Origin of the sequence: Cupriavidus pauculus (assembly GCF_008693385.1) — a bacterium.
GTDB lineage: Bacteria > Pseudomonadota > Gammaproteobacteria > Burkholderiales > Burkholderiaceae > Cupriavidus > Cupriavidus pauculus_D.
In genome coordinates, this window is the sequence record NZ_CP044067.1 from 1,390,133 (window position 1) to 1,412,685 (window position 22,553).

Genomic DNA, 22,553 nt, shown 5'->3' on the forward strand with positions numbered 1-22,553 from the left:
TAGCATGCGTCGTCTGCGGACGACGTCTTGTCAAAGGAGAGAGGCTACCACGCCTGCATGCCGAGTTTGACCGCAAGCGCCACGAGCAGCGCGCCGACGATCCATCGCTGCGCCGCCAGCATGCGCGGATGGTCGGCCATCGCGGTCGCCACACGGCCCGATGCCACCGCCACGCACGCATTGACCGACGCAAACGCGATGGTCAGCGCGGCGCCGAGCGCCAGCGACTGCGTAAGGATGTCTCCGGCCTTGTCGTCGATGAACTGCGGCAGCACGGAGAGAAACACGAGCGCGAGCTTGGGATTGAGCAGGCTCGTCATCGCGCCCATCGCCAGCAACTTGCGCGTGCCCGTGCGATGCGGCGGCGCATCGGGTTGCATCGTCTCGAGCGGCGAGCGGCCGCCGGGCCGCAGGATCTTCCATGCCATGTAGAGCAGATAGCCGGTGCCGAACAGCGCCAGCGCGCGGGCGGCGCCCGGAATCGCCAGAAACAGCGCGCTGATGCCGAACGCCGCGCCCAGCATGTAGGTGAAGTAGCCGAGCATGACGCCGCCGAGCGAGATCAGCCCCGCGCGCGTGCCCTGCGATACCGAGCGCGCCATCACGTACACCATGTTCGGTCCGGGGGTGATGGCCAGCAGGCCGCCCACCGCCAGAAAGTCGTACATTGCCCGCATGGCCGCCCCTTGATATCGCACGTTCGAGGGCTTCAGTATTGGTTTGCGCAATCGATAAGTAAAACGGAATATACTGAATCGATTACTCAGCTTTCCTGACGAATAGAACACCCGGACGCCCCCTCATGCGCAAGCTCGATCTCGACGTGCTGGAGATGATCGTCGCCGTGGCCGACGCGGGCTCGTTCGCCCGCGCGGCGGAGGCGCTCCATCGCTCGCCCTCGGCGGTCAGCATGCAGATCAAGGCGATCGAAGATGTGCTGGGCAAGCCGCTGTTCGTCCGCGACACGCGCAACGTCGCGCTGACCGATGACGGCCGCACGCTTGCCGACTATGGCCGGCAGTTGCTCGCGATGCGCGAGGAAGCCTGGTCGGCCATCATGCGTCCCGAGATTCGCGGCCGCGTCACGATCGGCGTGCCCGACGACTACGCGTCGTCGCTGCTACCCTCGGCGCTGCGCAAGTTCGCGGCGGCCCATCCGCGCGTGGAGATTCGCGTTATCGGCATGCCGAGCCATGCGCTCGTGCCGCTGCTCAGGGACAACACGCTGGACCTGGCGTGCATCACGAAATCGCGCGGTGTCAGCGGCGAGTTCCTGCGGTACGAGCCCGTCGACTGGGTCGCGGGACGCGGCGGCACGGCTGTCTGGAAGGAACGCCCGCTCCCCATCGCGGTCTTTCCTCAGGGCAGCGCGGCGCGCGCCACGGCCATCCATGCGTTGCAGCGCGCGGGCATCCGCTATCGCATGTCATACGAAAGTCCGAGCCTGCTGGGGCTCATCAGCATGGTCCATGCGGGCCTGGCCGTCGCACCGCTCGCGCGTTGCAGCGTGCCGGAGCAAATGACCGTGCTCGGCGAGGCCGACGGCCTGCCCGAACTGCCGCCGCTCGAGGTCATCCTCGCGCGCAGCGCCCAATCGTCGCGCCCGCCCTGCGATTTTCTGGCGGAGCAACTGCTTGCGGATCTGAAGACATAAGGAGCGATGACTTGATGACGGAGCTTCAAACCCCAACGTCCCGTCCACGCGCCATCGGCCTCGGCAGCGCCGCGCGCGATCTCTATCGCGCGCTCTGGCTGCATGCGGAGGGCGTGCGCGCGCATATGCTCGGCGCGGCGGCGCTGCTCTCCGCCGCGCAATTGCTGCGGCTGACCATGCCGTGGCTCGCCGCGCAGGCGATCAACGCGCTCCAGCAGGGCCAGATGGAAACCGCCGGCCGGTGGATCGTCTACCTCATCGGTATCTATCTGCTCTCGTGGCTGCTGCATGGTCCGGGCCGTGTGCTCGAGCGCAACGTCGGCGTGCGCGTGCGCGAGCGTCTGGCCGACCAGCTTTACGCGCGCATCGCTTCCGCGCCGCTCGCGTGGCGCGACGGCCATCACTCGGGCGAGCTCCAGCATCGCGTGGTGCAGTCGAGCCGCGCGCTCTCGGACTTCGCGCAGAACCAGTTCGGGTATCTGCAGAGCGCATTCAACTTCGTCGGCCCCATCGTCGCGCTGGCCCTGCTCTCGCGGACCAGCGGCATCATCGCGGTGACCGGTTATGTGATCGTTGCACTGATCATCCTGCGCTTCGACCGCACGCTCATGCATCTGGCCCGCGCGGAGAACGATGCCGAGCGCCGCTACGCGGCCGCGCTGCTCGACTTCGTCGGCAATGCGGGGACGGTCATCGGCCTGCGGCTGCAGGCGGCCTCGCGCAAGCTGCTCGATCACCGCATGGCCGCCGTCATGGCGCCGCTGCGCCGCGCGGTCATGGTCAACGAAGGCAAGTGGTTTGCCGTCGATCTGCTCGGCATGGGCCTCACATGGATTCTGGTCGTGGTGTACGTGCTGCAATCGCGCCAGCCCGGGCAGGCCGTGCTGCTCGGCACGATCTTCATGATCTACCAGTACGCCCAGCAGGCCGCCACCGTCGTGGGTGCGATGGCGACCAACTTCCAGAGCTTCGCGCGCATGCATACCGACTACGGCAGCGCGGCACCGATCTGGGACGCGCCGGGCGACCCCGAGGCCATCGTGCCGGCGGTGGTCCCCGATGCGCCATGGCGGACGCTGGCCCTGCGCGGCGCGACCTGGCGCTACGCGAACGATGCACGCGGCGGCCTCCATGGCGTGGATCTGGAGCTCGCCCGTGGCGCGCGCGTGGCGCTGATCGGACCGAGCGGCGGCGGCAAGAGTACGTTGCTGCGGGCGCTCGCCGGACTCTATCGGCCGCAGCAGGGCGAACTGCTGCGCGACGGCGAATCACGCGACTGGAGCGAATTGCGGACGCTCGCCACGCTGATCCCGCAGGAGGCGGAGGTCTTCGAAGCCAGCGTCGAGGAGAACCTCACGTTCGGGGTACCGGCCGACGCGGCGGCGCTGCAGTCGGCCGTGCATGCGGGCGTGTTCGATGAAGTCTTGCAGCGCATGCCCGATGGGCTGGCCAGCACGCTCAACGAGCGCGGCAGCAACCTGTCGGGCGGTCAGCGCCAGCGGCTCGCCCTGTCGCGCGGGGCGCTCGCCGCGCAGGGCAGTTCGCTGCTGCTGCTCGACGAGCCGACCAGCGCGCTCGACCCACAGGCCGAAGGCCGTGTGTTCGACCGTATGTTCGCTGCGTTCCCGACGGCCTGCATCGTGGCGTCGGTGCATCGGCCCAGCCTGCTCGCGCGCTTCGATACGATCGTGGTGGTGGAAGCGGGCCGCGTGGTCGATGCCGGCCCGCGCGATGCGGTGCTGGCACGGCGGCCGGCATGATGGCTGCGGTCTAGCGAATCTTGCCGAAGCCGTCGGCGGCCCAGCGGCCCGCGCTTTCGCGCGTGAGGCGGAAATCGGGCCGCACATTGACGGTCGCGAGCACGTCGCCGAGCGGGTTCACCGCCGTCAGCGTGCCGAACGGCTCGAACTCGTCGGGCGTGATCGCGAGCCTGACGGAGATCACGTCGTCGCCGAGCTCGATCGACACCTGCTTGTTCAGTTGCGCGTGCAGCTGCTGCTCGTGGCGGCGAATGACCTCGGAAGCCGTCTTCACCAGCGTCTGATGCGCGGTGGCATCGAGCGGCTTCGGATCGACCTTGTTGCGCCCCATGGTCCAGGGACCGACCAGTGCGGGTTCGGCACTGCCATCGCGAATCATCTCGACAGCCCAGCCTTCGCCGTCTTCATTCTTGATGACGCGCGCGGTCCAGCCCTTGTCTTTCCAGAGGCGCGGCTCGTGAATCTGCTCGGGTTCAGCCGAGTCGGGTGCTTCGGTATGCGGGTCCATGCGTGAGGCCGGGAATGCGGAAATGCGTGCGGGGCATGGATTTTAGCCCAGTCCGCAGCGCGCAATGCCCGATTCCGACCATTGCAGGCCTAACCCGGGCCGATTCGGCGGCGCGATCCTGCCATCGACGATCTCCAGCGGCGCCTCGAGAATCGCGTCCGCCCAGCTCGTGTATTCGAGCCAGTGCGCGGTCGGCGTGGCCGCCAGCAGATGAATGCTGATCTCGGGAAACAGATGCGAGGACACGGGTACGCCCCGCGCGGCGGCGATCGCAGCGCCTCGCATCCATCCCGTGACACCGCCGATGCGCGCGGGGTCGAGCATCAGGTAATCGGCCGCGCGCGTGGCCACGACGTCGAATACCGCCTCCGGACCGTCGAGGTTCTCGCCAAGCTGGACCGGCGTATCGAGCGCCGCGGCAATGGCGGCGTAGCCCTGCAGATCGCCATGACGAATCTGCTCCTCGAGCCAGTAGACATTCAGGCCATCGAGGGCGCGGCCACGCTGGATCGCCTCGGGCACCGTCAGCGCCTGGTTGTAATCGACCATCAGCGCGGCATCGCTGCCCATCGCGCCGCGCACGGCGGCCGCAACCTCCCGGTCCACGCGCGCATCCGCGTGTCCCAGCCGCAGCTTCACCGCGTGGAAACCGGGTTCGAGCAGCCGCACGGCTTCCTCGGCCGCGTCCTTCGCGGGCATCAGGCCCAGGCCGTCGCTGTTGTAGGCCGGGATCGGATCGAGGGTGCCACCGAGAAACGTGGCCAGCGGCATCTCCGCCGCCACGGCCTGCGCGTCCCACAGCGCGATATCGATGGCCGCGAGCGCCATGCGCGCGACGCCGGTCACGCCGAGCAACGCATAGCGGCGCCCCAGAAAGTCCGCGATCTTCGCGGGCGCGGCCTCCATGCCCGCAATCAGCCCGTTGGCCTCCGCGAGGATCTCGGCGATGGCACGCGCGCCACTATCCCGATAGCAGAACAGATAGCTCCGGCCGATGACACCCTCTTTCGTCTCGAGATCGACGAGCAGCAGGGGCGCGGCGGTAACCCGGGCCGCGCTCGTGCCGAGCGGAAATTTCATCGGCACTTTGACGAACCGGGTCCGGATGGCGGAAATATGCAGGGCGGGCTTCACGGTGTTTCTCCAGGCGGGGGGCAGTGATAGAGTGTCAACCAATCGATCCGAAAATCTAACCAATCCTAGTCCAATGTCGTTCGATTCGCCAAATTGGTTAACCAAATGAGAACCGACGCCGCAGTCGAGAAAGTCCGCAGCCATCTGCTGCGCGGCAATGCCGAAGACGGCGCGAAGCTGCCGACCGAACGCGCCCTCGCCGAATCGCTCGGGGTCTCGCGCAATGTCGTGCGCAAGGCGCTGGCCGCGATGGAGATGGAAGGCCGCGTGGTCCGCAAGGTCGGCAGCGGCACCTACCTCGCGCATCAGCCACGGCGGCCGGGCGGCGCGCTGCCGGGCACGGACGGCGAGGTGCTCGACCTCAGCCCGAAGCAGATCGTCGAGGCCCGCCTGGCCGTCGAACCGAACCTCGCCGCGGTGGCCGCGATGAACTGCACCACGCAGGATCTGGCCCATCTGACGGCATGCGCCGAGCGTTACCACGTGGCCGACGACTTCGAGGCGTACGAACTGGCCGACCATGGTTTCCATCGCGCGATCGCCATGGCCACGCACAATCCGCTGCTGATCCGTGCCTACGAAGCATTCATCGCGGCCGACGAAGGCGTCGAGTGGGGGAGCATCCGCCAGCGCCTGCTGACTGCGGAGCGCCGCGTGGACTCGCGCCGCGAGCATGACAAGATCGTCGCGGCCATTCGCAGCCGCGATGCGGCCGCCGCCTACGCGGCCTCGCGCGAGCACCTCGAACACATCACCTCCGCCCTGCTCCGTCCGTAGCGATATTCGCCGCCATTTGACACGGGACGTTTGTCGTACCAAAATTGGACCAATAAATGTTATTGGTTAACCAATTGGAGGCGACAAATGAAGATTGCAGTCATCGGTTCGGGCGGCGTCGGCGGGTTTTATGGCTTCAAGCTCCAGCAGGCGGGCCATGACGTGACCTTCGTCGCGCGCGGCGCGCATTTGCGGGCCATGCAGGAAGGCGGCCTGCATATCGAGGGCGACAACGGCGAGCTGCAGTCCCTGAAGAAGGTCAAGGTGACCGACGACATCCGGTCGCTCGATCGGCCGGACATCATCCTCATCGCGGTCAAGCTGTGGGATCTCGAATCCATCGCGCAGGAGCTCCAGACCATTGCCGGCCCCGATACCGCGGTGCTCTCGCTGCAGAACGGCGTGATCAAGGACCACGTGCTGCGTCGCGTGTTCGGCGAAGCCGCCGTGATCGGTGGCGTGGGGTACGTGGCCACGACCATCGGCCGCCCCGGCGTGATCCGGCAGACCGGCGCGCTCCAGCGTGTCACGTTGGGCGAGTACGACGGCGTGCACCGCGAGCGTTCCGCGCAACTGGTCAAGAGCTTCGCGGAGATGGGCGTCGATGCCCTGCTCGCCCACGATATCCAGCGCGTGCTCTGGGAAAAGTATGTGTTCCTGGTCGGCCTCTCGTCGATGACCTGCCTTACGCATCTGACCATCGGACCGATCCGCGAGAGCGAAGGCAGCCGCGGCGTGTTGCGGTCGGTGATTGCGGAGGGTGTGCAGGTGGGCCGTGCCCTCGGCGTCCGGCTGCCCGAGGACTATGCGGACCAGTGCATGAAGCTCGTCGATAACCTGCCCTACACGATGACGTCGTCGATGTTCCACGACCTCGAGAAGGGCAATCGCATCGAGCTGCCGTGGCTGGGCGGCGGCGTGGTGTCGCTGGCGAAGGAAGCCGGCGTGGACGCGCCCGTCAACACGCTGATTGCCAACGCGCTGTCGCCGTATGTGAACGGGCGATAAGCGGCCGGCCCGAAACGCTAGTTGCCGGCCTGCAGCCGCTCGACGAGCAGCTTGCCGGTGCCGGCGATATGGGCCCGAAGCAGATTGCACGCGGCTTCCACGTCTCGCGCGCGGCAGAGTGCCAGCAATTCGCGGTGCTCCTGCTGCGATCGCTCGACATGGGACGTCGCTTCCCACGTATATCGCAGGTAGCGCTCGAACCCGAGACGCAGCGTCTCCACGAGCGCGATGGTCCGGGCGCGGCCGCATGCCGCATATAGCGTGCGGTGGAACTGCGCGTTCAGCTGGATCAGCTGTCCCACATCCTTCGCGCGGTCGAGTTCCTTCGACAACTGCTGTGCGGTATCGAGGTGGCTGTCCGTCATCAGCGGAATGGCCCAGGCCAGCGCCTGCCCCTCCACGAGAATGCGCAGCGCCGTGGTCTCTTCCGCTTCCTCGGCGGACATCAGCGCCACGCTGACGCCACGGCGCGGTTCGGCGACGAGGAAACACTCGCCGATCAGATCCTTGAATGCCTCCCGCGCGACCGTCTGGCTCACGCCGAAGCGGGTCGCGATGGCGTCCTGCTTGAGCCGATCCCCGGGCTGCAGCTTCCCCTGAATGATCTCGTTGCGGAGCGTATCCACGAGGATGCCGGCCGTCGAGCGGTCCGGCATCTCGGACGCCGTCGCGAGCAGTTGTGACGAAGGGTGCATGCGAAATCTCCTGATGGACCGAATTCTACACCAGAAGAACCACTTTACCGATTATCGATAATCGCTTATCGTTAACTCACACCTTCCCAACCCAGAGACCACACGCATGACCACGCTTCGTCTTTCCGACTTCGACGCCATCACCTTCGACGTCTACGGCACCCTGATCGACTGGGAGCCTTCCATCGCGGCGTTCCTGCTCCAATGGGCCGCGGAGAACGGCATCTCCGCCGATGCCGGTACGCTGGTGATGGCATTCGACGGCGCCCGCGCGCGCATCCAGAAGGAACGCCCCGCGCACCTCTATCCCGAGGTGCTCAATCGATGCTTCGACCAGATCTGCGCCGACTTCGGCGTGCCCGTGAACGAAGACCGCCGCCGCCAGTTCTCGGCGAGCCCCCATACGTGGCCCGCCTTCGCCGATAGCCACGAAGGGCTCGTGCGGCTCCAGCAGTCGGCCCGCATCGGCGCGCTCAGCAATATCGACGTGGCCTCGCTCAATACCTCGTGCCGCGTCCTCGATTTCCAGTTCGATGTGGTCGTGACCGCCCAGCGCGTCGGCGCCTACAAGCCGGACTGGCCGCACTTCGATACCGGCATTGGCGAACTTGCCCGCCTTGGCGTGCCGCGCGAGCGAATCCTGCACGTCGGCCAGAGCCTGCGCGCCGATATCACACCGGCCAACAAGCTCGGCCTGCGCTGCGCCTGGATCAACCGGCCGGAGCGTCTGCTCGGCCTGTCCGGTGAAGGCGCCGCGGAAGCGCGCCCCGACCTCACGGTGTCCAGCCTCGCCGAGCTCGTCTCCGCGCTGACGGACTAGCCCACGCCAGCGCGCCTGCCATTTCCCCTTCACGCGTTCCGACCCAGAGAGTTCCTGCCATGAAGACACTTCGACCGTTCTCGCGCCTTCTGCCCGGTGGCGCGCTTGCCCTGCTGGCCCTGATCGCGGCGGTCCATATTCCAGCCGCCCGCGCGCAGACTTCCGACGCGGTGCTCGACCGCATCAAGTCGAAGGGCGCCATCACCCTCGGCTATCGCGAAACCTCCATACCGTTTTCGTATCTGAACGACGACAAGAAGCCTGTCGGGTATGCGATCGACCTCTGCATGAAGGTGGTCGCGGACGTGAAGCAGCGGCTGAAGAATCCGGCGCTCAAGGTGGACTTCGTGGCCGTGAACCCGCAGAACCGCATTCCGCTCGTCGCCAATGGCACCGTCGATATCGAATGCGGCTCCACGGTCAACACGCTGGGCAGGCAGGCGCAGGTCGACTTCAGCGCGCCGCACTTCATCTCGACCACGCGTCTGCTCGTTCGCAGGAACGCGGGCATTCGCGAAGTGGAGGACCTCAACGGCAAGGCGGTGGCGTTGCCCATCAACACGACGCCCGAGCGGCTCGTGAAGTCGCTGATCGAAGCGAAGAAGCTCCAGGTGCGCGTGGTCCCCGTGCGCGACAACGCCGAAGGCTTTCTCGCGCTGTCCACGGGCCGCGCGGACGCGTTCTCCACGGACGACATCCTGCTCTTCGGCCTGCGCAAGAGCGCGCCAAACCCGACGGACTTCGAGGTGGTGGGCCGCCCGCTGTCGTTCGATCCGAACGGCCTCATGATCCAGAAGAACAGCACGGTGTTCCTGAGCCTCGTGAACGCGACGATCGCGCGAGCCGCGCGCGACGGGGAACTGAAAGCGTCGTACGACACGTGGTTCACGCCGCTGCAGGTACCGATGTCGCCCGACCTCGTTGCCGCGTTCAAGCTGGCCGCGCTGCCCGAATGACCCCGGCCGGAGCCCGACCATGAATTACGCGTGGAACTGGTCCGTGCTGGTCGCGGAACCCTACTTCGAATGGCTGCTGACGGGACTGCGCATGACGCTGGTCATCTCGCTTGCCGCGTGGGCGATCGCGCTGGCGCTCGGCACGCTGCTCGGCGTGGTGGGATCCCTGCCCGGACGCGTGCGCCTGATCATGCCGGCCTATGTGGCGGCCTTTCGCAATGTGCCGCTGCTGCTGCAGCTGTTTCTATGGTTCTTCGTGCTGCCCGAGCTGTTGCCCGCCGCCGCGGGTCACTGGCTCAAGCGCGACCTTCCCGCCCCCGAACTGTGGACGGCCATCGCGGCCCTCGGGCTCTTTACGGCGGCACGCGTCGCGGTGCAGGTGCGCGCGGGCATTCGAGCGACGCCGCGCGGGCAACGCATGGCCGCGATGGCGTCGGGCATGACACTCGCGCAAGCGTACCGGCACGTGGTACTGCCGCAGGCCATTCGCACGGTGCTGCCGCCGCTCACGTCGGAATTTCTCACGGTGTTCAAGAACTCCGCGCTGGCGCTGACCATCGGGGTCTACGAACTCACCGCGCAGAGCCGGCAGATCGAGAGTTTCACCTTCAACGGCTTCGAGGCGTTCACCGCGGCCACGGTGGTGTACCTGGCCATGGCGCTGATCGTGACCGGCGGCATGCGGGCGCTCGAGAAGCGGCTGATCGTCCCCGGCATGCGGAGCGCCTGATCATGACGAACGGTTTCGATATCTCCATCATCGCGCGGTCGTGGCCCTTTCTGCTGGACGGGCTCGGCACCAGCGTGCTGGTGACACTTGTCGCCATGGTTGCCGGCCTGTTCCTCGGATTGCTGCTCGCGCTCGCGCGGCTCTCCGGCCGGCCCTGGCTCGCGCGTCCCGCCGCGCTGTACGTGAACGGTTTTCGCGCCGTACCGCTGATCCTCGTGATCTTCTGGTTCTACTTCCTTGTGCCGCTGATCGTCGGCCGCCCGGTGGGCGCCATGCCTTCCGCGCTGATCGCGTTTTCGCTGTTCGAGGCCGCGTACTACTCGGAGATCCTGCGCGCGGGCCTGCAGAGCGTGCGGACGGGCCAATGGCAAGCCGCCGCGGCCTCCGGCCTGCGTCCCGCGCAGGCGCTGCGCTTCGTCGTACTGCCGCAGGCGCTGCGCAACATGCTGCCCGTGCTGATCACGCAGGCGGTCATCCTGTTCCAGGACACCTCGCTCGTGTACGTCATTTCATTGCGCGACTTCATGACATCGGCCGGCATCGTCGCCACGCGCGAGAACCGCCTCGTCGAGATGTACGTGTTCGCCGCGCTCGTCTACTTCACGCTTTGCGTGTCATTTTCCGCGCTCGCGCATGTCGCCGAACGCCGATGGAGCCATGCATGACTGCCGCAACACATACCCCGTCCTTCGCCCGCTCGCCCGTCGAATCGCCGCCGTCCACCAGCGACGCCATGATCGCCGTACGGCAGCTGCACAAGTCGTACGGCGATAACCCGGTGCTCAAGGGCTGCTGCCTGACCATCCGCCGTGGCGAAGTCGCCGTCATCTGCGGCCCCTCCGGTTCCGTCAAGAGCACGCTCATCAAATGCTTCAACGGGCTGGAGCCTTTTCAGGGCGGCAGCATCGAAGTGGATGGAAAGTTGCTGGGCGACCCCCGCACCGATCTGCACAAGCTGCGCGCGCGCGTGGGCATGGTGTTCCAGCACTTCGAGCTTTATCCGCACCTCAGCGTGCTCGACAACCTGTGCCTCGCCCCCGTGCGTGTGCTCGGCAGGGATCGCGCCGAGGCCGAGACCCGGGCGCGCGCGTTGCTCGACCGCGTTGGCCTGCCGACGAAGATCGATGCGTACCCCGGCCAGTTGTCCGGCGGTCAGCAGCAGCGCATCGCGATCGCGCGGGCGCTTGCGATGGATCCCGCGGTCATGCTGTTCGACGAGCCGACCTCCGCGCTCGATCCCGAGATGATTGGGGAAGTGCTTGCCGTGATGCTCGAGCTGGCCCAGGACGGCATGACCATGGCCGTAGTCACCCACGAGATGGGCTTCGCGCGGCGCGCGGCCAGCCACATGATCTTCATGGACCACGGCGAAGTCATCGAGGACGTCTCTACGGAGGCGTTCTTCACCGCACCCGCGACCGCTCGCGCACGGGACTTCCTTTCCAGACTGATGGCCCACTGAAACTCATGCGCAACGACATCATCGCCTCCCATATCGAGCACGAAACGCTCGGCACGCTGCGCGTACCGACCTACGCGGATGTGCAACGTGCCGCGGCGGTCATCGCGCCGCACATCGTCCGCACGCCATTGCTGCGCTCGCCCGCGCTGGACCGCATTGCCGGCGCCCGAGTCTGGCTCAAACCCGAATGCCTGCAGGTCACCGGTTCGTTCAAGGCGCGCGGCGCCTTCCACGCGCTGCTGGCCATGGACGCCGCACAACGCCGGCGCGGGGTCGTGGCCTACTCCACGGGCAACCACGGGCAGGCGATCGCCTGGGCCGCGCGGCAGCTTGGCATGCCCGCGACCATCGTCATGCCCGCGGACGCGCCGCGCAACAAGGTGGCGCGTGCCGAGGCACAGGGCGCGCGCGTGGTCCATTACGATCGCCGGACCGAAAGCCGCGAGGCCATCGGCATGCGCCTGCTCGCGGCGACCGGCGGCACGCTGGTGCCGCCCGGCGACAATCCCGATGTGATTGCGGCGCAGGGCACCGTGGCGCGCGAGGCACTGGACGACCTGCCCGCCGATGCGCTGGCCAACCTCGGCACGTTCGCGGCGCCATGTGGCGGCGGCGGCCTGCTCGCGGGCTGCGCGCTTGCGCTGGGCGAACGGCGCATGGACACGCAACTGGTCGCCGTGGAACCGCGAGACTTCGACGATACCGTGCGCTCCCTGCGTGGCGGCCAGCGCGTGCGCAACACGCCCGATGCGACGTCGATCTGCGATGCCCTGCAGGCCGTCTGCCCCGCGGAGCTGCCGTTTGCGATCAACCGCCACCGTCTCGACGCCGCCCTTGCCGTCTCGGACGACGAAGTGGCCGCCGCCATCCGCTTCGGCCTCGAAGAGCTACGCCTCCTGATCGAGCCCGGCGGCGCCGTGGCGCTGGCCGCGTTGCTCGCGGGCCACCTGCGAACCGGCGGTCGCGACACACTCATCGTGCTGTCGGGCGGCAACATCGATCTGCCGATGCTGGCGTCGCTGATCTAGCGACATTGTTCCCAGCCCTCACAAGAGTTGTACGCCCGGAACCGTTCCGCTTTGGCTGCCGCTTTTCCATACTGGTCTCAACCCGCGGCATTCATGCCGCGATCGAGACAAGAAACAGGAGCTGGCATGTCAACCGATCGCTTTCCCCAAACTTCCCCGCTGCACGCATCGCGGCGCCACTTTATCGGCGCGGCGGCGGCCGCTGTCGCAACGGCGTCCTTCAGTGGACTCGCCTTTGCCGGCGGCGATGCATCGATCACGCAGATCTCCAGTCAGGCGGGCAGCACTGCCATTCGCCCGCTGCGCGTGCACGTGCCGGAGGCACGCCTGACCGATCTGCGCCACCGTATTCGCGCGACGCAGTGGCCCGAGCGCGAAACCGTTGCCGATGCCTCGCAGGGCGTGCAGCTCGCGACCATGCGCAAGCTCGCGCAATACTGGGCCTCGGGCTACGACTGGCGCAAGGTCGAGGCGCGCCTCAATGCCGTACCGCAGTTCGTGACCGAGATCGACGGGCTCGATATTCATTTCATCCACGTTCGCTCCAAGCATCCGAATGCGTTGCCCATCGTCATCACGCATGGCTGGCCTGGCTCGATCATCGAACAGTTGAAGATCATCGGTCCGCTGACGGACCCGACCGCGTATGGCGGCTCGCCAGCGGACGCGTTCGACGTCGTCATCCCCTCCCTGCCCGGCCACGGCTTCTCGGGCAAGCCCACCGCCACGGGCTGGGACCCCGCGCGCATTGCACGCGCGTGGATCACGCTGATGCAGCGGCTCGGCTACGCGCGTTACGTTGCGCAAGGTGGCGACTGGGGAAATGCCGTCACCGAGCAGATGGCGCTGATCGCGCCGCCGGCGTTGCTTGGCATTCATACGAACATGCCCGCCACGATTCCGGACGATATCGCCAGCGCGCTGAAGGCCGGCGGCGATGCCCCCGCTGGCCTCGGTGACGACGAGCGGCATGCGTACGCGCAGCTCGACACGTTCTACAAGCACGGCCTCGGCTATGCGCTGGAGATGGCGAACCGCCCGCAGACGCTCTACGCGCTGGCCGATTCGCCGGTGGGCCTCGCGGCATGGATGCTCGACCACGACGCAGCGAGCCAGGCGCTGATCGCGCGTGTGTTCGATGGCCAGCAAGAGGGCCTCACGCGCGATGACGTGCTCGACAACGTGACGCTGTATTGGCTGACGAACACCGCCGTCTCGTCGGCGCGCCTGTACTGGGAGAACAAGCTCAACTTCTTCGCGCCGAAGCATGTGGCCATTCCGGTCGCGGTGAGCGTGTTCCCCGATGAAATCTACGCGGCGCCGCGCAACTGGGCGGAGCGTGCGTATCCGAAACTGATCCACTTCAACCGGCTGCCGAAGGGCGGGCACTTCGCGGCATGGGAGCAACCGCAGACGTTCACGGCCGAGGTCCGCGCGAGCTTCCGGTCCCTGCGATGAGATCAGGCGATAAACCCTGAAGGTGGCAGGCCTCCCGGCATCGTGTTAGCATCGGCGTGTCTTAGGGGAGTAGCTTGCCTCCACATGCTGGAGGCGCCGGCGTCAACACACTTGGTCATCTGGCCATGGCGTCGGCGGCAGGCTTCTGCAAGGGAAGCCCGTTCTGCGAGACCTTTGACTTTTCGTTCACCAGCCGGGGCTGGCACTGAACGACAAAGTCATTGGTCCATCTGTTGCCGGCCCCCGTTTGTTATCCATGACACTGGTATCGATCATCCTGCTGGCATTCGCCATGGCCACGGACGCGTTTGCCGCGGCCATCGGGAAAGGGGCCGCGCTCTATCGGCCCAGACTGACGGAAGCCATCAAGACGGGCCTTATCTTCGGCGTTATCGAAGCGATCACGCCCGCGGTGGGCTGGGCACTTGGCCGGGCGGCGTCGAGCTATATCACCGCGTGGGACCACTGGATTGCGTTCGGGCTCCTCACCGTGCTCGGCCTGCGCATGATCTTAAAGTTCTCGAGCGACCAAGCGCATGAGGACAAGCCGCAATCGCACTCGTTCTGGAATCTCGCGGTCACGGGTTTCGCCACCAGTATCGATGCGATGGCGGTCGGTGTGGGCCTTGCCTTCGTGAACGTCAACATCATGCTCGCCGCCGGTGCCATCGGCCTCGCCACCACGCTCATGGTCACGCTCGGCGTCATGATCGGACGACTCGTCGGCCCCGCGCTGGGGCGCTGGAGCGAAGCCATCGGCGGTGTCATCCTGATCGGCATCGGCGTCATCATCGTTGTGGAGCATCTCCAGCTTTTGGGATGATGCGCCGCCGATCAGGCGACACCCGCCTTTATGGGCCCCGATATCAGCCGTCGATACCGACGATCACGCTCGATGCCTTGAACATGGCAGCCGCGGCCGAGCCGACGGCCAGGCCGAGGCGATCCACGCTGTTGTTGGTGATGATGGCCGACACCGCCAGGCCGTTGGAACCGGTGATGGTTACGTCGGCGTTGACCGCGCCCTTGGTCAGCGCGGTCACCTTGCCGTCCACGACATTGCGCGCCGATACCTTGTTGGCGTCGGCATCCACCATGACGATCACCGACGTCGCCTTGACCAGCGCGACGGCCCTGGCGCCGGCCTTCAGACCCAGACGGCTGGCGCTGTCATGCGTGACGGTCGCGACGATCTGCGCGCCGCCGTCTGTCTCGATCGTGACTTCGTCGTTGACGGCGCCTGCGGTGACCTGGCCGACGATACCGGAGAACTGGTTGCGTGCGCTGGTTTTCATTTCAAGGTTCCTTGTTGACCACGACCCGTCCTGCTCGCAGGACTGCGCAGGGATGAGGTACCGCGCTTACTTGCGCGCCTGGTAGAGCTTGTCGAACTCGCCGCCATCGTTGAAGTGGCGCGCCTGGGCCTGGGCCCAACTACCGAACACTTCGTTGATCGAGAACAGCTTGATGGGCTTGAACACGTCGGCATGCGCCTTCAGCGCGGCGGCCGAGCGCGGGCGGTTGAACTGCTTCGCGATCTGTTCCTGGCCGGGCTCCGACCACAGGTATTGTAGATAGGCCGTGGCGACCTTGCGCGTGCCGCGCTTGTCCACCACCTTGTCCACGACGGCAACCGGTGCCTCCGCGATGATCGACTGGCTTGGGTAGACCACCTCGAAGTTGTCGCCGAGTTCCTTGCGGATCTGGTGAACCTCGCTTTCGAACGTGGCCAGCACGTCGCCGATCTGGCGCTGGGTAAAGGTGGTGGTCGCGCCACGGCCGCCGGTATCGAGGACCGGTACGTTGCGGAACAGCTTCGTCACGGCCTCGCGCGCCTGCGCTTCGGTACCGCCCTTGCGAATCGCCGCGCCCCACGCGGCCAGATAGGTGTAGCGGCCGTTGCCCGAGGTCTTGGGGTTCGGCACGATGACCTGCACGCCGGCGCGGCCAAGGTCGTCCCAGTCGTGGATCTGCTTCGGATTGCCCTTGCGGACAAGAAACACGATCGTCGAGTAGTACGGCGACGCATTGTTGGGCAACCGCGTCTTCCAGTCGCTGGCGACGATGCCGCGCTGGACCAGCAGGTCGATGTCGGTCTCCTGGTTCATCGTCACGACATCGGCTTCCAGACCGTCCGCCACGGAGCGCGCCTGCTTGCTGGAGCCGCCGTGCGACTGATTGACCGTCACGGTTTCGCCGGTATCCTTCTTCCATTGCGCGACGAAGCCCGGATTGATGTCCTTGTAGAGCTCGCGCGTGACGTCATAGGCCGCGTTCAGGATGGTGGTGTCCGCGAGCGCGGCGAGCGACAGGCCCGACAGCGAGGCCGCGACGAGGATATGGCGAAGACTGCGACGAAGTTCGAGTACGGACATGATCGGTCTTGTAGGTGGCCGCCGTGAACCCGGCGAGGTCGCGCATCGGCGGTCGGCCTCTGCGCGATGCCATTCTCCAATGGCACTCATGGCCCCGCAAAGATGATTTCCACATGTCGATAGATCGATTGGGTTATTTGCCGGCGCCGGCGCGACCGGAGACCCGCGATCCATCCGGTGTCTCGAGGGCGACGACGAGCAACGCCTCCAGTTGCCTGCCGAGACGCTCCGGCGTTGCGCGCCGTAGCGAAGGTACGTCGATCACCTGCCGCATCAGCTGCACGCCGGCGATAACGGCAAGGAAGACCGCGGCCCGTTGCGCGGCGTCCGTGCCCGGCAGCAGCGCCGCCAGTGGCCGCGCGAAGTGCGTATCGATCTTCTTGCGCAGGATGGCCGTGGCCTGCGGGTTGTTCGACGATCGCAGGAGGATCAGGAATCCATCCATCGGCGTCGACGCGGGCGATGTACGCGCCAGCAGCGCCCCGGCGACCTCGCGGCACAGCGTGGCAAGATCGGGCGCGTCGTTCATCGTCTCGCGCGTCAGAATGCCGGGCGCCGACAGCACCGTATCCACGACCTCCTCGAACAGCTGCTCCTTCGAGCCGAAATAGCGGTTGACGAGCATCGCGGTGACGCCCGCGCGCTCGGCAATCTCGCGGACGCCGGCGTCATAGCCCGATTCGGTGAAGACCCCGCGCGCCGCGTCGAGAATCGCTTGCCGCGTCGCGGCACCCTTCCTGCCAAGCTCTTGCATAATCACACACCCGTATACTTTTAGCTCACGAAATTCTACACTAGTAGAAATTTTGAAGCAGGAAGTCGTTCATGGATCTGAATCTGAAGGGAAAACGCGCGCTCGTCACGGGGTCGAGCGCCGGGCTGGGCGAGGCCATCGCGAAGCTGCTGGCCGCCGAAGGCGCCACGGTCGTCGTGCATGGCCGCCATGCCGGACGCACGGAAGCCGTCGCGGCGGAGATCGCGGCAAAGGGCGGCATCGCGGAAGTGGCGCTGGGAGACCTGGCCACGGACGATGGGGCCGACGCCGTGGCCGCCATGGCCAGCGAGCGCGGCACGATCGACATTCTCGTCAACAACGCCGGCTACTATCACCACCTGAACTGGACGACCGCGCTGCCCGATACATGGGTCGAGACCTATCAGGTCAATGTCCTCTCCGGCGTGCGCATGATCCAGCGGCTGGTGCCCGCGATGCGCGCGCGCGGATGGGGTCGCGTGATCCAGATCGGCGGCGGCCTGGCCGGGCAGCCCATTCCGATGCAACCGGATTACAACGCGTCTCTCGCCGCGCGCCACAACCTCGCCGTGTCGCTGGCACGGGACCTCAAGGACACGGGCGTGACATCGAACGTGGTCGCGCCGGGTGCGATTCTCGTGCCATCGGTCAGAGAACTGCTGGAGACCATTGCGCCGAAGTACGGGTGGGGCACGGACTGGGACGACATCGAGCGCGGCTGCGTGCGCGATCTCGTCCCCAACGACGTGGGCCGCCTCGGCCGCCCCGAAGAAATCGCCGGAGCCGTGGCCTACCTCTCGAGCCCGTTCGCGGATTACATCAGCGGCGCCACCGTCCGCGTCGATGGCGGCACCATTCGCGCGGCATTCTGAGCCGTCGGCGCGATCATTTGTCGATCCGATAGCGTTCGATGACCTCCGGCCGGAGCCTGATGCCGAGGCCGGGTTCCTGCGGGACATCCATATAGCCGTTCCGGATGTTCGGGAAGCCATCGGGAAGCTCCCACAGCAGCGGATCGCGCTTGCGGTTCGCAAAGATCTCCACGTACAGCGCATGGGGGTTGGCGGCAATCAGATGTACCGCAACCTGCGGCTCTTCGTGGTGCGCCATTTCGACGTTCATCAGCCTGGCCATGTCCGCCACGCGCTGCCATTCGGTGACGCCGCCGCACAGCGTGCAATCGAGGTTGAGGATCGACACGCCGCCCTTGGTGATCAGGTCCCGGCATGCGCGGCCGCTGATTTCGCCCTGCCCCACGTTGATGGGAATCGACGTCTTCATCGCCAGCAGCATCAGCCCGTCGGTCTGGTCATACCATTTGCAGGGCTCCTCCATCCATCGCACGCCGAGCTCCGCGCGTTCCATGGCCACGCAGAATTTCACGGCATCGAGCGGATCCCATCCCTGATTCGCGTCCACGGTGATAATGAAGTCCTTGCCGCCGGCCTCGCGGGCCGCGCGGACCCGCGCAAAATCTTCTTCGAGCGTCGCGCGGCCCACCTTCATCTTGATGCCCATGCAACCGGCGGCACGCACCATATCGACTTCTTCCGCGATGGCCTCGAGCGGATCGCGGCCGTCCTTCGGGTAGTAGCCGCCGATCGAGATCACCGGCACCTTGTCGCGCACGCCACCGAGCAGCTTGTACACGGGCGTGCCATAGAGCTTGCCGCGCGCGTCCCACATCGCATTGTCGAGGCAACTGATGGCCTGCAGCAGGATGCCGCGCGGGTGCATGTCGAGCTGATGCAGCCCGCGGTTGCCGAGGTCCAGGTCGATATGGAACATCTTCTCCCACAGCCGCTGGAAGTCACGCACGTCCTCGCCGGCCAGCAGCGGTCCGAGGTGGTTGCGCATGACATCGACGATCTGGCCCTGCGTGTGGAACTCGTCGCCACCATAGGTTTCGCCGACGATGCCGTTCTCCAGATGCACGCGCGTGACGATGGTCGGGCGCGTGGCGACCTGATAGGTGCCTCCCTTGAATACTTCGCTCAGTTCCATGTCGAGCGGAATGGCTTCGATGTGGCGGATCTTCATGTCTGGATATTCCTGTTATTGCGGCGGGATGCCCGCGTCCTTGATGACCTTTTCCCACTTCACGGCCTCGCTGGCCGTAAATGCCTTCAGCGCTTCCGGGCCCACGCGCTCCGCGGGCAGCACATCGATGCCCTGCTTCCTGAGCGCGCCCGTGAACTCCGCATCGGCCAGCGCCTTCGTATAGGCCTTGCTCAACGTGTCCACCACGTTCTGCGGCGTGCCCGTGGGCGCATAGATGCCGTACCACGTGAATGCGAGGAATCCGGGCAACTCGCGCTCCGTGAGGTTCGGCACGTTGGGGAACATGTCCATGCGGGCGCGCGAGGTCAGCGCCAGCGCGGTGAGCCTGCCGCCCTGCGTCTGCGGCAGACTCACGTTGGTCTGGTCGAGCATCGCGTCGATCTGCCCGCCCATCAGGTCGCTCATCGCGGGACCGGTGCCCTTGTATGGGATAAAGGTGAACTTCACCTTCGCCGTGGACGCCAGATGCTCGGCCGCAAGGTGGGAGGACGAGCCGACGCCCGCCGTGCCAAAGGTCAGCTTGCCGGGGTTCTTTCGCGCCTCGTCGAGGAGTTCCGTCGCGGTTTTGAAGCGCGACCCGTTCTTGACCAGCAGCACCATGGGGGTGTCGGGGAAGCGGAACACCGGCACGAAGTCCTTCGCGGGGTCATATTTCAGCGTCTTGAACAGATAGGGGGCCGCGGCCATCGTGCCCGTATGGCCCACGAACAGCGTGTAGCCATCGGGCCGCGCCCGCGCGACCTTGGCCGCGCCCACGGTGCCGCCGGCGCCCGGCACGTTCTCGATGACGATGGTGTTGCCGAGCACCGTGGACACGCGCTGGGCCACGTTGCGCGCGATCGCGTCGGTGGGCCCGCCCGCCGCAAAGGGCACGACCCACGTGATGGGCCGCGAAGGATAAGGGTCCTCGGCGAGTGCCGGCTGCATCGCCGTGGCCAGCAGAAGGCTACCTAGCGCCGAGCGCCACGCCGGCCATATGAATGCATTGAATGGGTTCATTGTCTCCGTCCCAACTTGAATGGGTCCGCCTTCGGTGAGGCGGTATCGAGATGTTCATCGATGACGGATCAGAATAGAATCCCCTGATTGTCACTTTATGATGCACGAATCGTGTTCAATGTCCCCGACCTTACCGACCTGAAACTGTTCGTGGAAGTGATGCGCCTGGGCAGCTTTGCGCGCACCGCGAGCGAGCTGGGCATGTCGCCCTCGTACGTCAGCAAGCGCATCTCGCTGCTGGAGCGCGACCTCGGCGTGCGGTTGCTGCACCGGACGTCGCGCCGCGTCAGCCCCACGGCGCAGGGGGAGCGGGTGTTCGAGGCGGCGCGCGGCATTCTTGGCAACGTGCAGGAGTTGCAGGACGCGCTTGCCGAGGAAGAGAGCGAGCCGCAGGGCCGGTTACGCGTGAGCTCCAGTTTCCGGCTCGGACGCAAGTACGTTGCCCCGGCCATCTCCGAACTGGCCAAGCGATTCCCAAAGCTGGAGGTCTCGTTCGATGTGCTCGACCGCCCCGTGGATCTGCTGAGCGAAGGCTATGACGTCGATATCCGCATCGGTGGCGTTCCCGAGCCGCATCTGGTCGCGCACCGGATCACGCAATGCAATCGGATACTCTGCGCGGCGCCCGAGTACATCGCCCGCCATGGCGCGCCGGGCCAGCTGGCCGAGTTATCGCAGCACGCATGCCTCGTATTCCGCGAGCGCGATCAGCCGTTCGGCACATGGCGCCTGGTTGGACCCAAGGGCCTGGAGGCGGTCAAGGTCACGGGCGCGCTCTCGTCCAACAACAACGACATCATCCGCCGCTGGGCGCTCGACGGCCACGGCATCATCCGGCTCGCGGAATGGGATTGCGCGGCCAGCCTGCAGGCCGGACAACTGGTGCATGTGCTGCCGGCCTACCGGTGGCCCATCGACATCTGGGCCGTGACCACGGGCAAGCTGTCGGAGTCCGCGAAGATCAACGTCTGCGTCAACTTCCTGCGCGATCAGCTGACCGATGGCCCGAACTCGCTGTGGCCACCTGGTTTTGGTCCGCAGGCGAGCGGCTTCGCCGCACCGATGTAGGACAGTCGCCGATTGCGGGCGACACGCCGCGCAACCAACACTACGAGCACACGCTTCGACGCCGCATCCGGAGGGCGAGCATGCATGACGCACATGAGGTCGCGCATTTTTTGATGCGGCGCGGGATGACGCTGGCCACGGCGGAGTCATGCACGGCCGGACTCATTGCATCAAAGTTGGCGGAAGTGCCGGGTTGCGGCAGTTGCCTGCGGCTGGCCATCGTCACGTATGCGCCTGAGGCAAAGATCGACGTGCTCGGGGTAGCGCCCGCGTTGATCGAGCGGCATGGCCTGACGAGCGAGGCCGTCTCGCTCGCGATGGCGCGCGGTGTGCTGAACATCTCCGACGCCAGCATCGCGGTGGCCAACACCGGCGTCGCCGACGAGGGCGCCGATGACGGCACGCCCATGGGAACGCAGTGTTTTGCGTGGATCGTGCGCGTGCCCGGGCGCGGCCAGGAGCCCGCGGCATTCAGCGAGACGAAGCGGTTTCAGGGTAAGCGCAACGAGATTCGCGACGCCGCGGCGGAATGGGCTCTTGCGCGCATTCCGCACTACCTCGCTATGGCGCGAGGTAGTACTTGACGCACGCATCGCCCGAGTCGGTCAGGCAAGCTCCCCAAGCAGTTCCATCTTGCGCGCCTCGAGTTGCTTCGCGACATCGCGCAGATCGATCTTGGCCTTGATCACCGCCGTGAACATCTCGCCCTCTTCTTCCTCCACATGGTGTCCGACGTACTCGGTCAGCACCTTGTAGTTGGCGTCGAGCATCTCCGGTTCTCCCGACTCGATCTTGGCGATCAGCGCCTTGGCCACCTCATGCTCGACCTTGGCCTCGTCGAGCATGTCGTCGATCTTGTCCGATACGCCGCGCAGCGCGGGGTAGAAGATCTCTTCCTCGATCTGCGCATGCACGGTCAGCTGGTGGCAGGTTTCCGTGGCGATGGCCTGCTTGTCGGCGTCCTTCTTCGCGCCCTCGAACTCCTTGAACAGCTTCTTGACCGCGCGATGGTCATCGAGCAGCAGTGCGAGTGCGGGCCGTTGTTCGACGGGAATTTTTGACTTGTCCATGTTGAATCTCCGTGGGGAAGTTGCAATAGCTTGGGAAAAACCTCGGCAAATACGCCGTTTGCCGCTGCGGCCTGACTCCTGAGCAAAATGCGTACCGTTCGGGATTACGCGTACATGTGGCCGATTGCTGCATTTTTGCCCGGCTTTTTCTCCGGCACGCACACGCGACAGGCGCGGTGAAGCCCGCGCCACAGCGGCATCCATCGCTGCCATGCCATCACGGTATGGAAATTGCG

25 protein-coding genes and 1 riboswitch are annotated in these 22,553 nt (G+C 66.0%); of the genes, 15 read left to right on the forward strand and 10 right to left on the reverse strand.

Features of this window, described 5'->3' with window-relative positions:
- Positions 1-44 precede the first annotated feature (44 nt).
- Entirely contained in the window at positions 45-677 is a 633-nt protein-coding gene (locus FOB72_RS24495; RefSeq protein WP_191002399.1) for a LysE family translocator, read from the reverse strand.
- Between the two features lie 125 nt (positions 678-802).
- On the opposite strand from FOB72_RS24495, the gene FOB72_RS24500 reads away from it, so the two are divergent.
- Positions 803-1,654 (forward strand): LysR substrate-binding domain-containing protein, encoded by an 852-nt coding sequence (locus FOB72_RS24500; protein WP_150375251.1) that lies wholly within the window; start codon positions 803-805, stop codon positions 1,652-1,654.
- 14 nt (positions 1,655-1,668) lie between these two features.
- Positions 1,669-3,414 carry an ABC transporter ATP-binding protein gene (locus tag FOB72_RS24505; RefSeq protein WP_191002400.1) on the forward strand — a complete coding sequence of 582 codons (1,746 nt, stop codon included), beginning with the start codon at positions 1,669-1,671 and terminating at the stop codon, positions 3,412-3,414.
- 10 nt (positions 3,415-3,424) lie between these two features.
- Here the strand turns inward: FOB72_RS24505 and FOB72_RS24510 are convergent, their stop codons facing one another.
- Positions 3,425-3,922 carry a hypothetical protein gene (locus FOB72_RS24510; protein ID WP_150375252.1) on the reverse strand — a complete coding sequence of 166 codons (498 nt, stop codon included), beginning with the start codon at positions 3,920-3,922 and terminating at the stop codon, positions 3,425-3,427.
- Positions 3,923-3,964: 42 nt separating this feature from the next.
- Positions 3,965-5,056: an enolase C-terminal domain-like protein gene (locus FOB72_RS24515; protein WP_223851789.1), complete on the reverse strand. Its 1,092-nt coding sequence runs from the start codon at positions 5,054-5,056 to the stop codon at positions 3,965-3,967.
- A gap of 105 nt (positions 5,057-5,161) precedes the next feature.
- On the opposite strand from FOB72_RS24515, the gene FOB72_RS24520 reads away from it, so the two are divergent.
- Both FOB72_RS24520 and FOB72_RS24525 read left to right on the forward strand, forming a co-directional pair.
- On the forward strand, positions 5,162-5,833 hold the full coding sequence (locus FOB72_RS24520; RefSeq protein ID WP_150375254.1) for a FadR/GntR family transcriptional regulator: 672 nt from the start codon (positions 5,162-5,164) through the stop codon (positions 5,831-5,833).
- Between the two features lie 87 nt (positions 5,834-5,920).
- On the forward strand, positions 5,921-6,841 hold the full coding sequence (locus FOB72_RS24525; RefSeq protein ID WP_150375255.1) for a ketopantoate reductase family protein: 921 nt from the start codon (positions 5,921-5,923) through the stop codon (positions 6,839-6,841).
- A gap of 17 nt (positions 6,842-6,858) precedes the next feature.
- Here FOB72_RS24525 and FOB72_RS24530 read toward each other — a convergent pair whose 3' ends face one another.
- Complete coding sequence (locus tag FOB72_RS24530; RefSeq protein ID WP_223851790.1) at positions 6,859-7,536, reverse strand: GntR family transcriptional regulator; 678 nt, start codon at positions 7,534-7,536, stop codon at positions 6,859-6,861.
- Positions 7,537-7,642: 106 nt separating this feature from the next.
- On the opposite strand from FOB72_RS24530, the gene FOB72_RS24535 reads away from it, so the two are divergent.
- From FOB72_RS24535 to FOB72_RS24570, 8 genes are all read left to right on the forward strand, one after another.
- A complete protein-coding gene (locus tag FOB72_RS24535; protein ID WP_150375256.1) occupies positions 7,643-8,356 on the forward strand; it encodes an HAD-IA family hydrolase in 714 nt (237 codons plus the stop codon).
- A 59-nt stretch (positions 8,357-8,415) separates the two neighbouring features.
- A complete protein-coding gene (locus FOB72_RS24540) occupies positions 8,416-9,312 on the forward strand; it encodes an amino acid ABC transporter substrate-binding protein (protein WP_150375257.1) in 897 nt (298 codons plus the stop codon).
- A 19-nt stretch (positions 9,313-9,331) separates the two neighbouring features.
- Positions 9,332-10,042: an amino acid ABC transporter permease gene (locus FOB72_RS24545; protein WP_150375258.1), complete on the forward strand. Its 711-nt coding sequence runs from the start codon at positions 9,332-9,334 to the stop codon at positions 10,040-10,042.
- 2 nt (positions 10,043-10,044) lie between these two features.
- The gene (locus FOB72_RS24550) at positions 10,045-10,707 is read left to right on the forward strand and encodes an amino acid ABC transporter permease (protein ID WP_150375259.1); all 663 of its coding nucleotides are present in this window, start codon (positions 10,045-10,047) and stop codon (positions 10,705-10,707) included.
- Positions 10,708-10,775: 68 nt separating this feature from the next.
- The gene (locus tag FOB72_RS24555) at positions 10,776-11,504 is read left to right on the forward strand and encodes an amino acid ABC transporter ATP-binding protein (protein WP_150377382.1); all 729 of its coding nucleotides are present in this window, start codon (positions 10,776-10,778) and stop codon (positions 11,502-11,504) included.
- Between the two features lie 5 nt (positions 11,505-11,509).
- Complete coding sequence (locus FOB72_RS24560; protein ID WP_150375260.1) at positions 11,510-12,532, forward strand: threonine/serine dehydratase; 1,023 nt, start codon at positions 11,510-11,512, stop codon at positions 12,530-12,532.
- 126 nt (positions 12,533-12,658) lie between these two features.
- Positions 12,659-13,990: an epoxide hydrolase family protein gene (locus FOB72_RS24565; protein ID WP_150375261.1), complete on the forward strand. Its 1,332-nt coding sequence runs from the start codon at positions 12,659-12,661 to the stop codon at positions 13,988-13,990.
- A 52-nt stretch (positions 13,991-14,042) separates the two neighbouring features.
- A riboswitch (yybP-ykoY riboswitch) is annotated at positions 14,043-14,153 on the forward strand.
- A 93-nt stretch (positions 14,154-14,246) separates the two neighbouring features.
- Positions 14,247-14,813: a manganese efflux pump MntP family protein gene (locus tag FOB72_RS24570; protein ID WP_150375262.1), complete on the forward strand. Its 567-nt coding sequence runs from the start codon at positions 14,247-14,249 to the stop codon at positions 14,811-14,813.
- Positions 14,814-14,856: 43 nt separating this feature from the next.
- Here the strand turns inward: FOB72_RS24570 and FOB72_RS24575 are convergent, their stop codons facing one another.
- The 3 genes from FOB72_RS24575 to FOB72_RS24585 form a co-directional block, all read right to left on the reverse strand.
- Positions 14,857-15,285 carry a molybdopterin-binding protein gene (locus FOB72_RS24575; RefSeq protein WP_150375263.1) on the reverse strand — a complete coding sequence of 143 codons (429 nt, stop codon included), beginning with the start codon at positions 15,283-15,285 and terminating at the stop codon, positions 14,857-14,859.
- 66 nt (positions 15,286-15,351) lie between these two features.
- Positions 15,352-16,365 (reverse strand): sulfate ABC transporter substrate-binding protein, encoded by a 1,014-nt coding sequence (locus FOB72_RS24580; RefSeq protein WP_150375264.1) that lies wholly within the window; start codon positions 16,363-16,365, stop codon positions 15,352-15,354.
- A 133-nt stretch (positions 16,366-16,498) separates the two neighbouring features.
- On the reverse strand, positions 16,499-17,119 hold the full coding sequence (locus FOB72_RS24585; RefSeq protein WP_150375265.1) for a TetR/AcrR family transcriptional regulator: 621 nt from the start codon (positions 17,117-17,119) through the stop codon (positions 16,499-16,501).
- A gap of 71 nt (positions 17,120-17,190) precedes the next feature.
- Here FOB72_RS24585 and FOB72_RS24590 point away from each other — a divergent pair, with 71 nt between their 5' ends.
- Complete coding sequence (locus FOB72_RS24590) at positions 17,191-17,991, forward strand: SDR family NAD(P)-dependent oxidoreductase (RefSeq protein ID WP_150375266.1); 801 nt, start codon at positions 17,191-17,193, stop codon at positions 17,989-17,991.
- A 13-nt stretch (positions 17,992-18,004) separates the two neighbouring features.
- Here FOB72_RS24590 and FOB72_RS24595 read toward each other — a convergent pair whose 3' ends face one another.
- Both FOB72_RS24595 and FOB72_RS24600 read right to left on the reverse strand, forming a co-directional pair.
- A complete protein-coding gene (locus tag FOB72_RS24595; RefSeq protein ID WP_150375267.1) occupies positions 18,005-19,159 on the reverse strand; it encodes a mandelate racemase/muconate lactonizing enzyme family protein in 1,155 nt (384 codons plus the stop codon).
- Between the two features lie 15 nt (positions 19,160-19,174).
- On the reverse strand, positions 19,175-20,179 hold the full coding sequence (locus tag FOB72_RS24600; protein WP_150375268.1) for a Bug family tripartite tricarboxylate transporter substrate binding protein: 1,005 nt from the start codon (positions 20,177-20,179) through the stop codon (positions 19,175-19,177).
- 111 nt (positions 20,180-20,290) lie between these two features.
- Here FOB72_RS24600 and FOB72_RS24605 point away from each other — a divergent pair, with 111 nt between their 5' ends.
- Positions 20,291-21,247, forward strand: a complete 957-nt coding sequence (locus FOB72_RS24605; protein WP_191002401.1) for a LysR family transcriptional regulator — start codon at positions 20,291-20,293, stop codon at positions 21,245-21,247.
- A gap of 80 nt (positions 21,248-21,327) precedes the next feature.
- Complete coding sequence (locus FOB72_RS24610) at positions 21,328-21,831, forward strand: CinA family protein (RefSeq protein ID WP_150375270.1); 504 nt, start codon at positions 21,328-21,330, stop codon at positions 21,829-21,831.
- 21 nt (positions 21,832-21,852) lie between these two features.
- Here FOB72_RS24610 and FOB72_RS24615 read toward each other — a convergent pair whose 3' ends face one another.
- On the reverse strand, positions 21,853-22,317 hold the full coding sequence (locus FOB72_RS24615) for a hemerythrin domain-containing protein (protein WP_150375271.1): 465 nt from the start codon (positions 22,315-22,317) through the stop codon (positions 21,853-21,855).
- Positions 22,318-22,553 lie beyond the last annotated feature (236 nt).

Bases quoted from the DNA above. Each gene is read 5' to 3' on its own strand.
- FOB72_RS24555 (WP_150377382.1), top strand. From the start codon at position 10,776: ATGATCGCCGTACGGCAGCTGCACAAGTCGTACGGCGATAACCCGGTG.
- FOB72_RS24610 (WP_150375270.1), top strand. From the start codon at position 21,328: ATGCATGACGCACATGAGGTCGCGCATTTTTTGATGCGGCGCGGGATG.
- FOB72_RS24540 (WP_150375257.1), top strand. From the start codon at position 8,416: ATGAAGACACTTCGACCGTTCTCGCGCCTTCTGCCCGGTGGCGCGCTT.
- FOB72_RS24600 (WP_150375268.1), bottom strand. From the start codon at position 20,179: ATGAACCCATTCAATGCATTCATATGGCCGGCGTGGCGCTCGGCGCTA.
- FOB72_RS24580 (WP_150375264.1), bottom strand. From the start codon at position 16,365: ATGTCCGTACTCGAACTTCGTCGCAGTCTTCGCCATATCCTCGTCGCG.
- FOB72_RS24575 (WP_150375263.1), bottom strand. From the start codon at position 15,285: ATGAAAACCAGCGCACGCAACCAGTTCTCCGGTATCGTCGGCCAGGTC.
- FOB72_RS24535 (WP_150375256.1), top strand. From the start codon at position 7,643: ATGACCACGCTTCGTCTTTCCGACTTCGACGCCATCACCTTCGACGTC.
- FOB72_RS24595 (WP_150375267.1), bottom strand. From the start codon at position 19,159: ATGAAGATCCGCCACATCGAAGCCATTCCGCTCGACATGGAACTGAGC.
- FOB72_RS24510 (WP_150375252.1), bottom strand. From the start codon at position 3,922: ATGGACCCGCATACCGAAGCACCCGACTCGGCTGAACCCGAGCAGATT.
- FOB72_RS24590 (WP_150375266.1), top strand. From the start codon at position 17,191: ATGGATCTGAATCTGAAGGGAAAACGCGCGCTCGTCACGGGGTCGAGC.
- FOB72_RS24545 (WP_150375258.1), top strand. From the start codon at position 9,332: ATGAATTACGCGTGGAACTGGTCCGTGCTGGTCGCGGAACCCTACTTC.
- FOB72_RS24520 (WP_150375254.1), top strand. From the start codon at position 5,162: ATGAGAACCGACGCCGCAGTCGAGAAAGTCCGCAGCCATCTGCTGCGC.
- FOB72_RS24550 (WP_150375259.1), top strand. From the start codon at position 10,045: ATGACGAACGGTTTCGATATCTCCATCATCGCGCGGTCGTGGCCCTTT.
- FOB72_RS24500 (WP_150375251.1), top strand. From the start codon at position 803: ATGCGCAAGCTCGATCTCGACGTGCTGGAGATGATCGTCGCCGTGGCC.
- FOB72_RS24560 (WP_150375260.1), top strand. From the start codon at position 11,510: ATGCGCAACGACATCATCGCCTCCCATATCGAGCACGAAACGCTCGGC.
- FOB72_RS24495 (WP_191002399.1), bottom strand. From the start codon at position 677: ATGCGGGCAATGTACGACTTTCTGGCGGTGGGCGGCCTGCTGGCCATC.
- FOB72_RS24505 (WP_191002400.1), top strand. From the start codon at position 1,669: ATGACGGAGCTTCAAACCCCAACGTCCCGTCCACGCGCCATCGGCCTC.
- FOB72_RS24615 (WP_150375271.1), bottom strand. From the start codon at position 22,317: ATGGACAAGTCAAAAATTCCCGTCGAACAACGGCCCGCACTCGCACTG.
- FOB72_RS24585 (WP_150375265.1), bottom strand. From the start codon at position 17,119: ATGCAAGAGCTTGGCAGGAAGGGTGCCGCGACGCGGCAAGCGATTCTC.
- FOB72_RS24570 (WP_150375262.1), top strand. From the start codon at position 14,247: ATGACACTGGTATCGATCATCCTGCTGGCATTCGCCATGGCCACGGAC.
- FOB72_RS24565 (WP_150375261.1), top strand. From the start codon at position 12,659: ATGTCAACCGATCGCTTTCCCCAAACTTCCCCGCTGCACGCATCGCGG.
- FOB72_RS24525 (WP_150375255.1), top strand. From the start codon at position 5,921: ATGAAGATTGCAGTCATCGGTTCGGGCGGCGTCGGCGGGTTTTATGGC.
- FOB72_RS24530 (WP_223851790.1), bottom strand. From the start codon at position 7,536: ATGCACCCTTCGTCACAACTGCTCGCGACGGCGTCCGAGATGCCGGAC.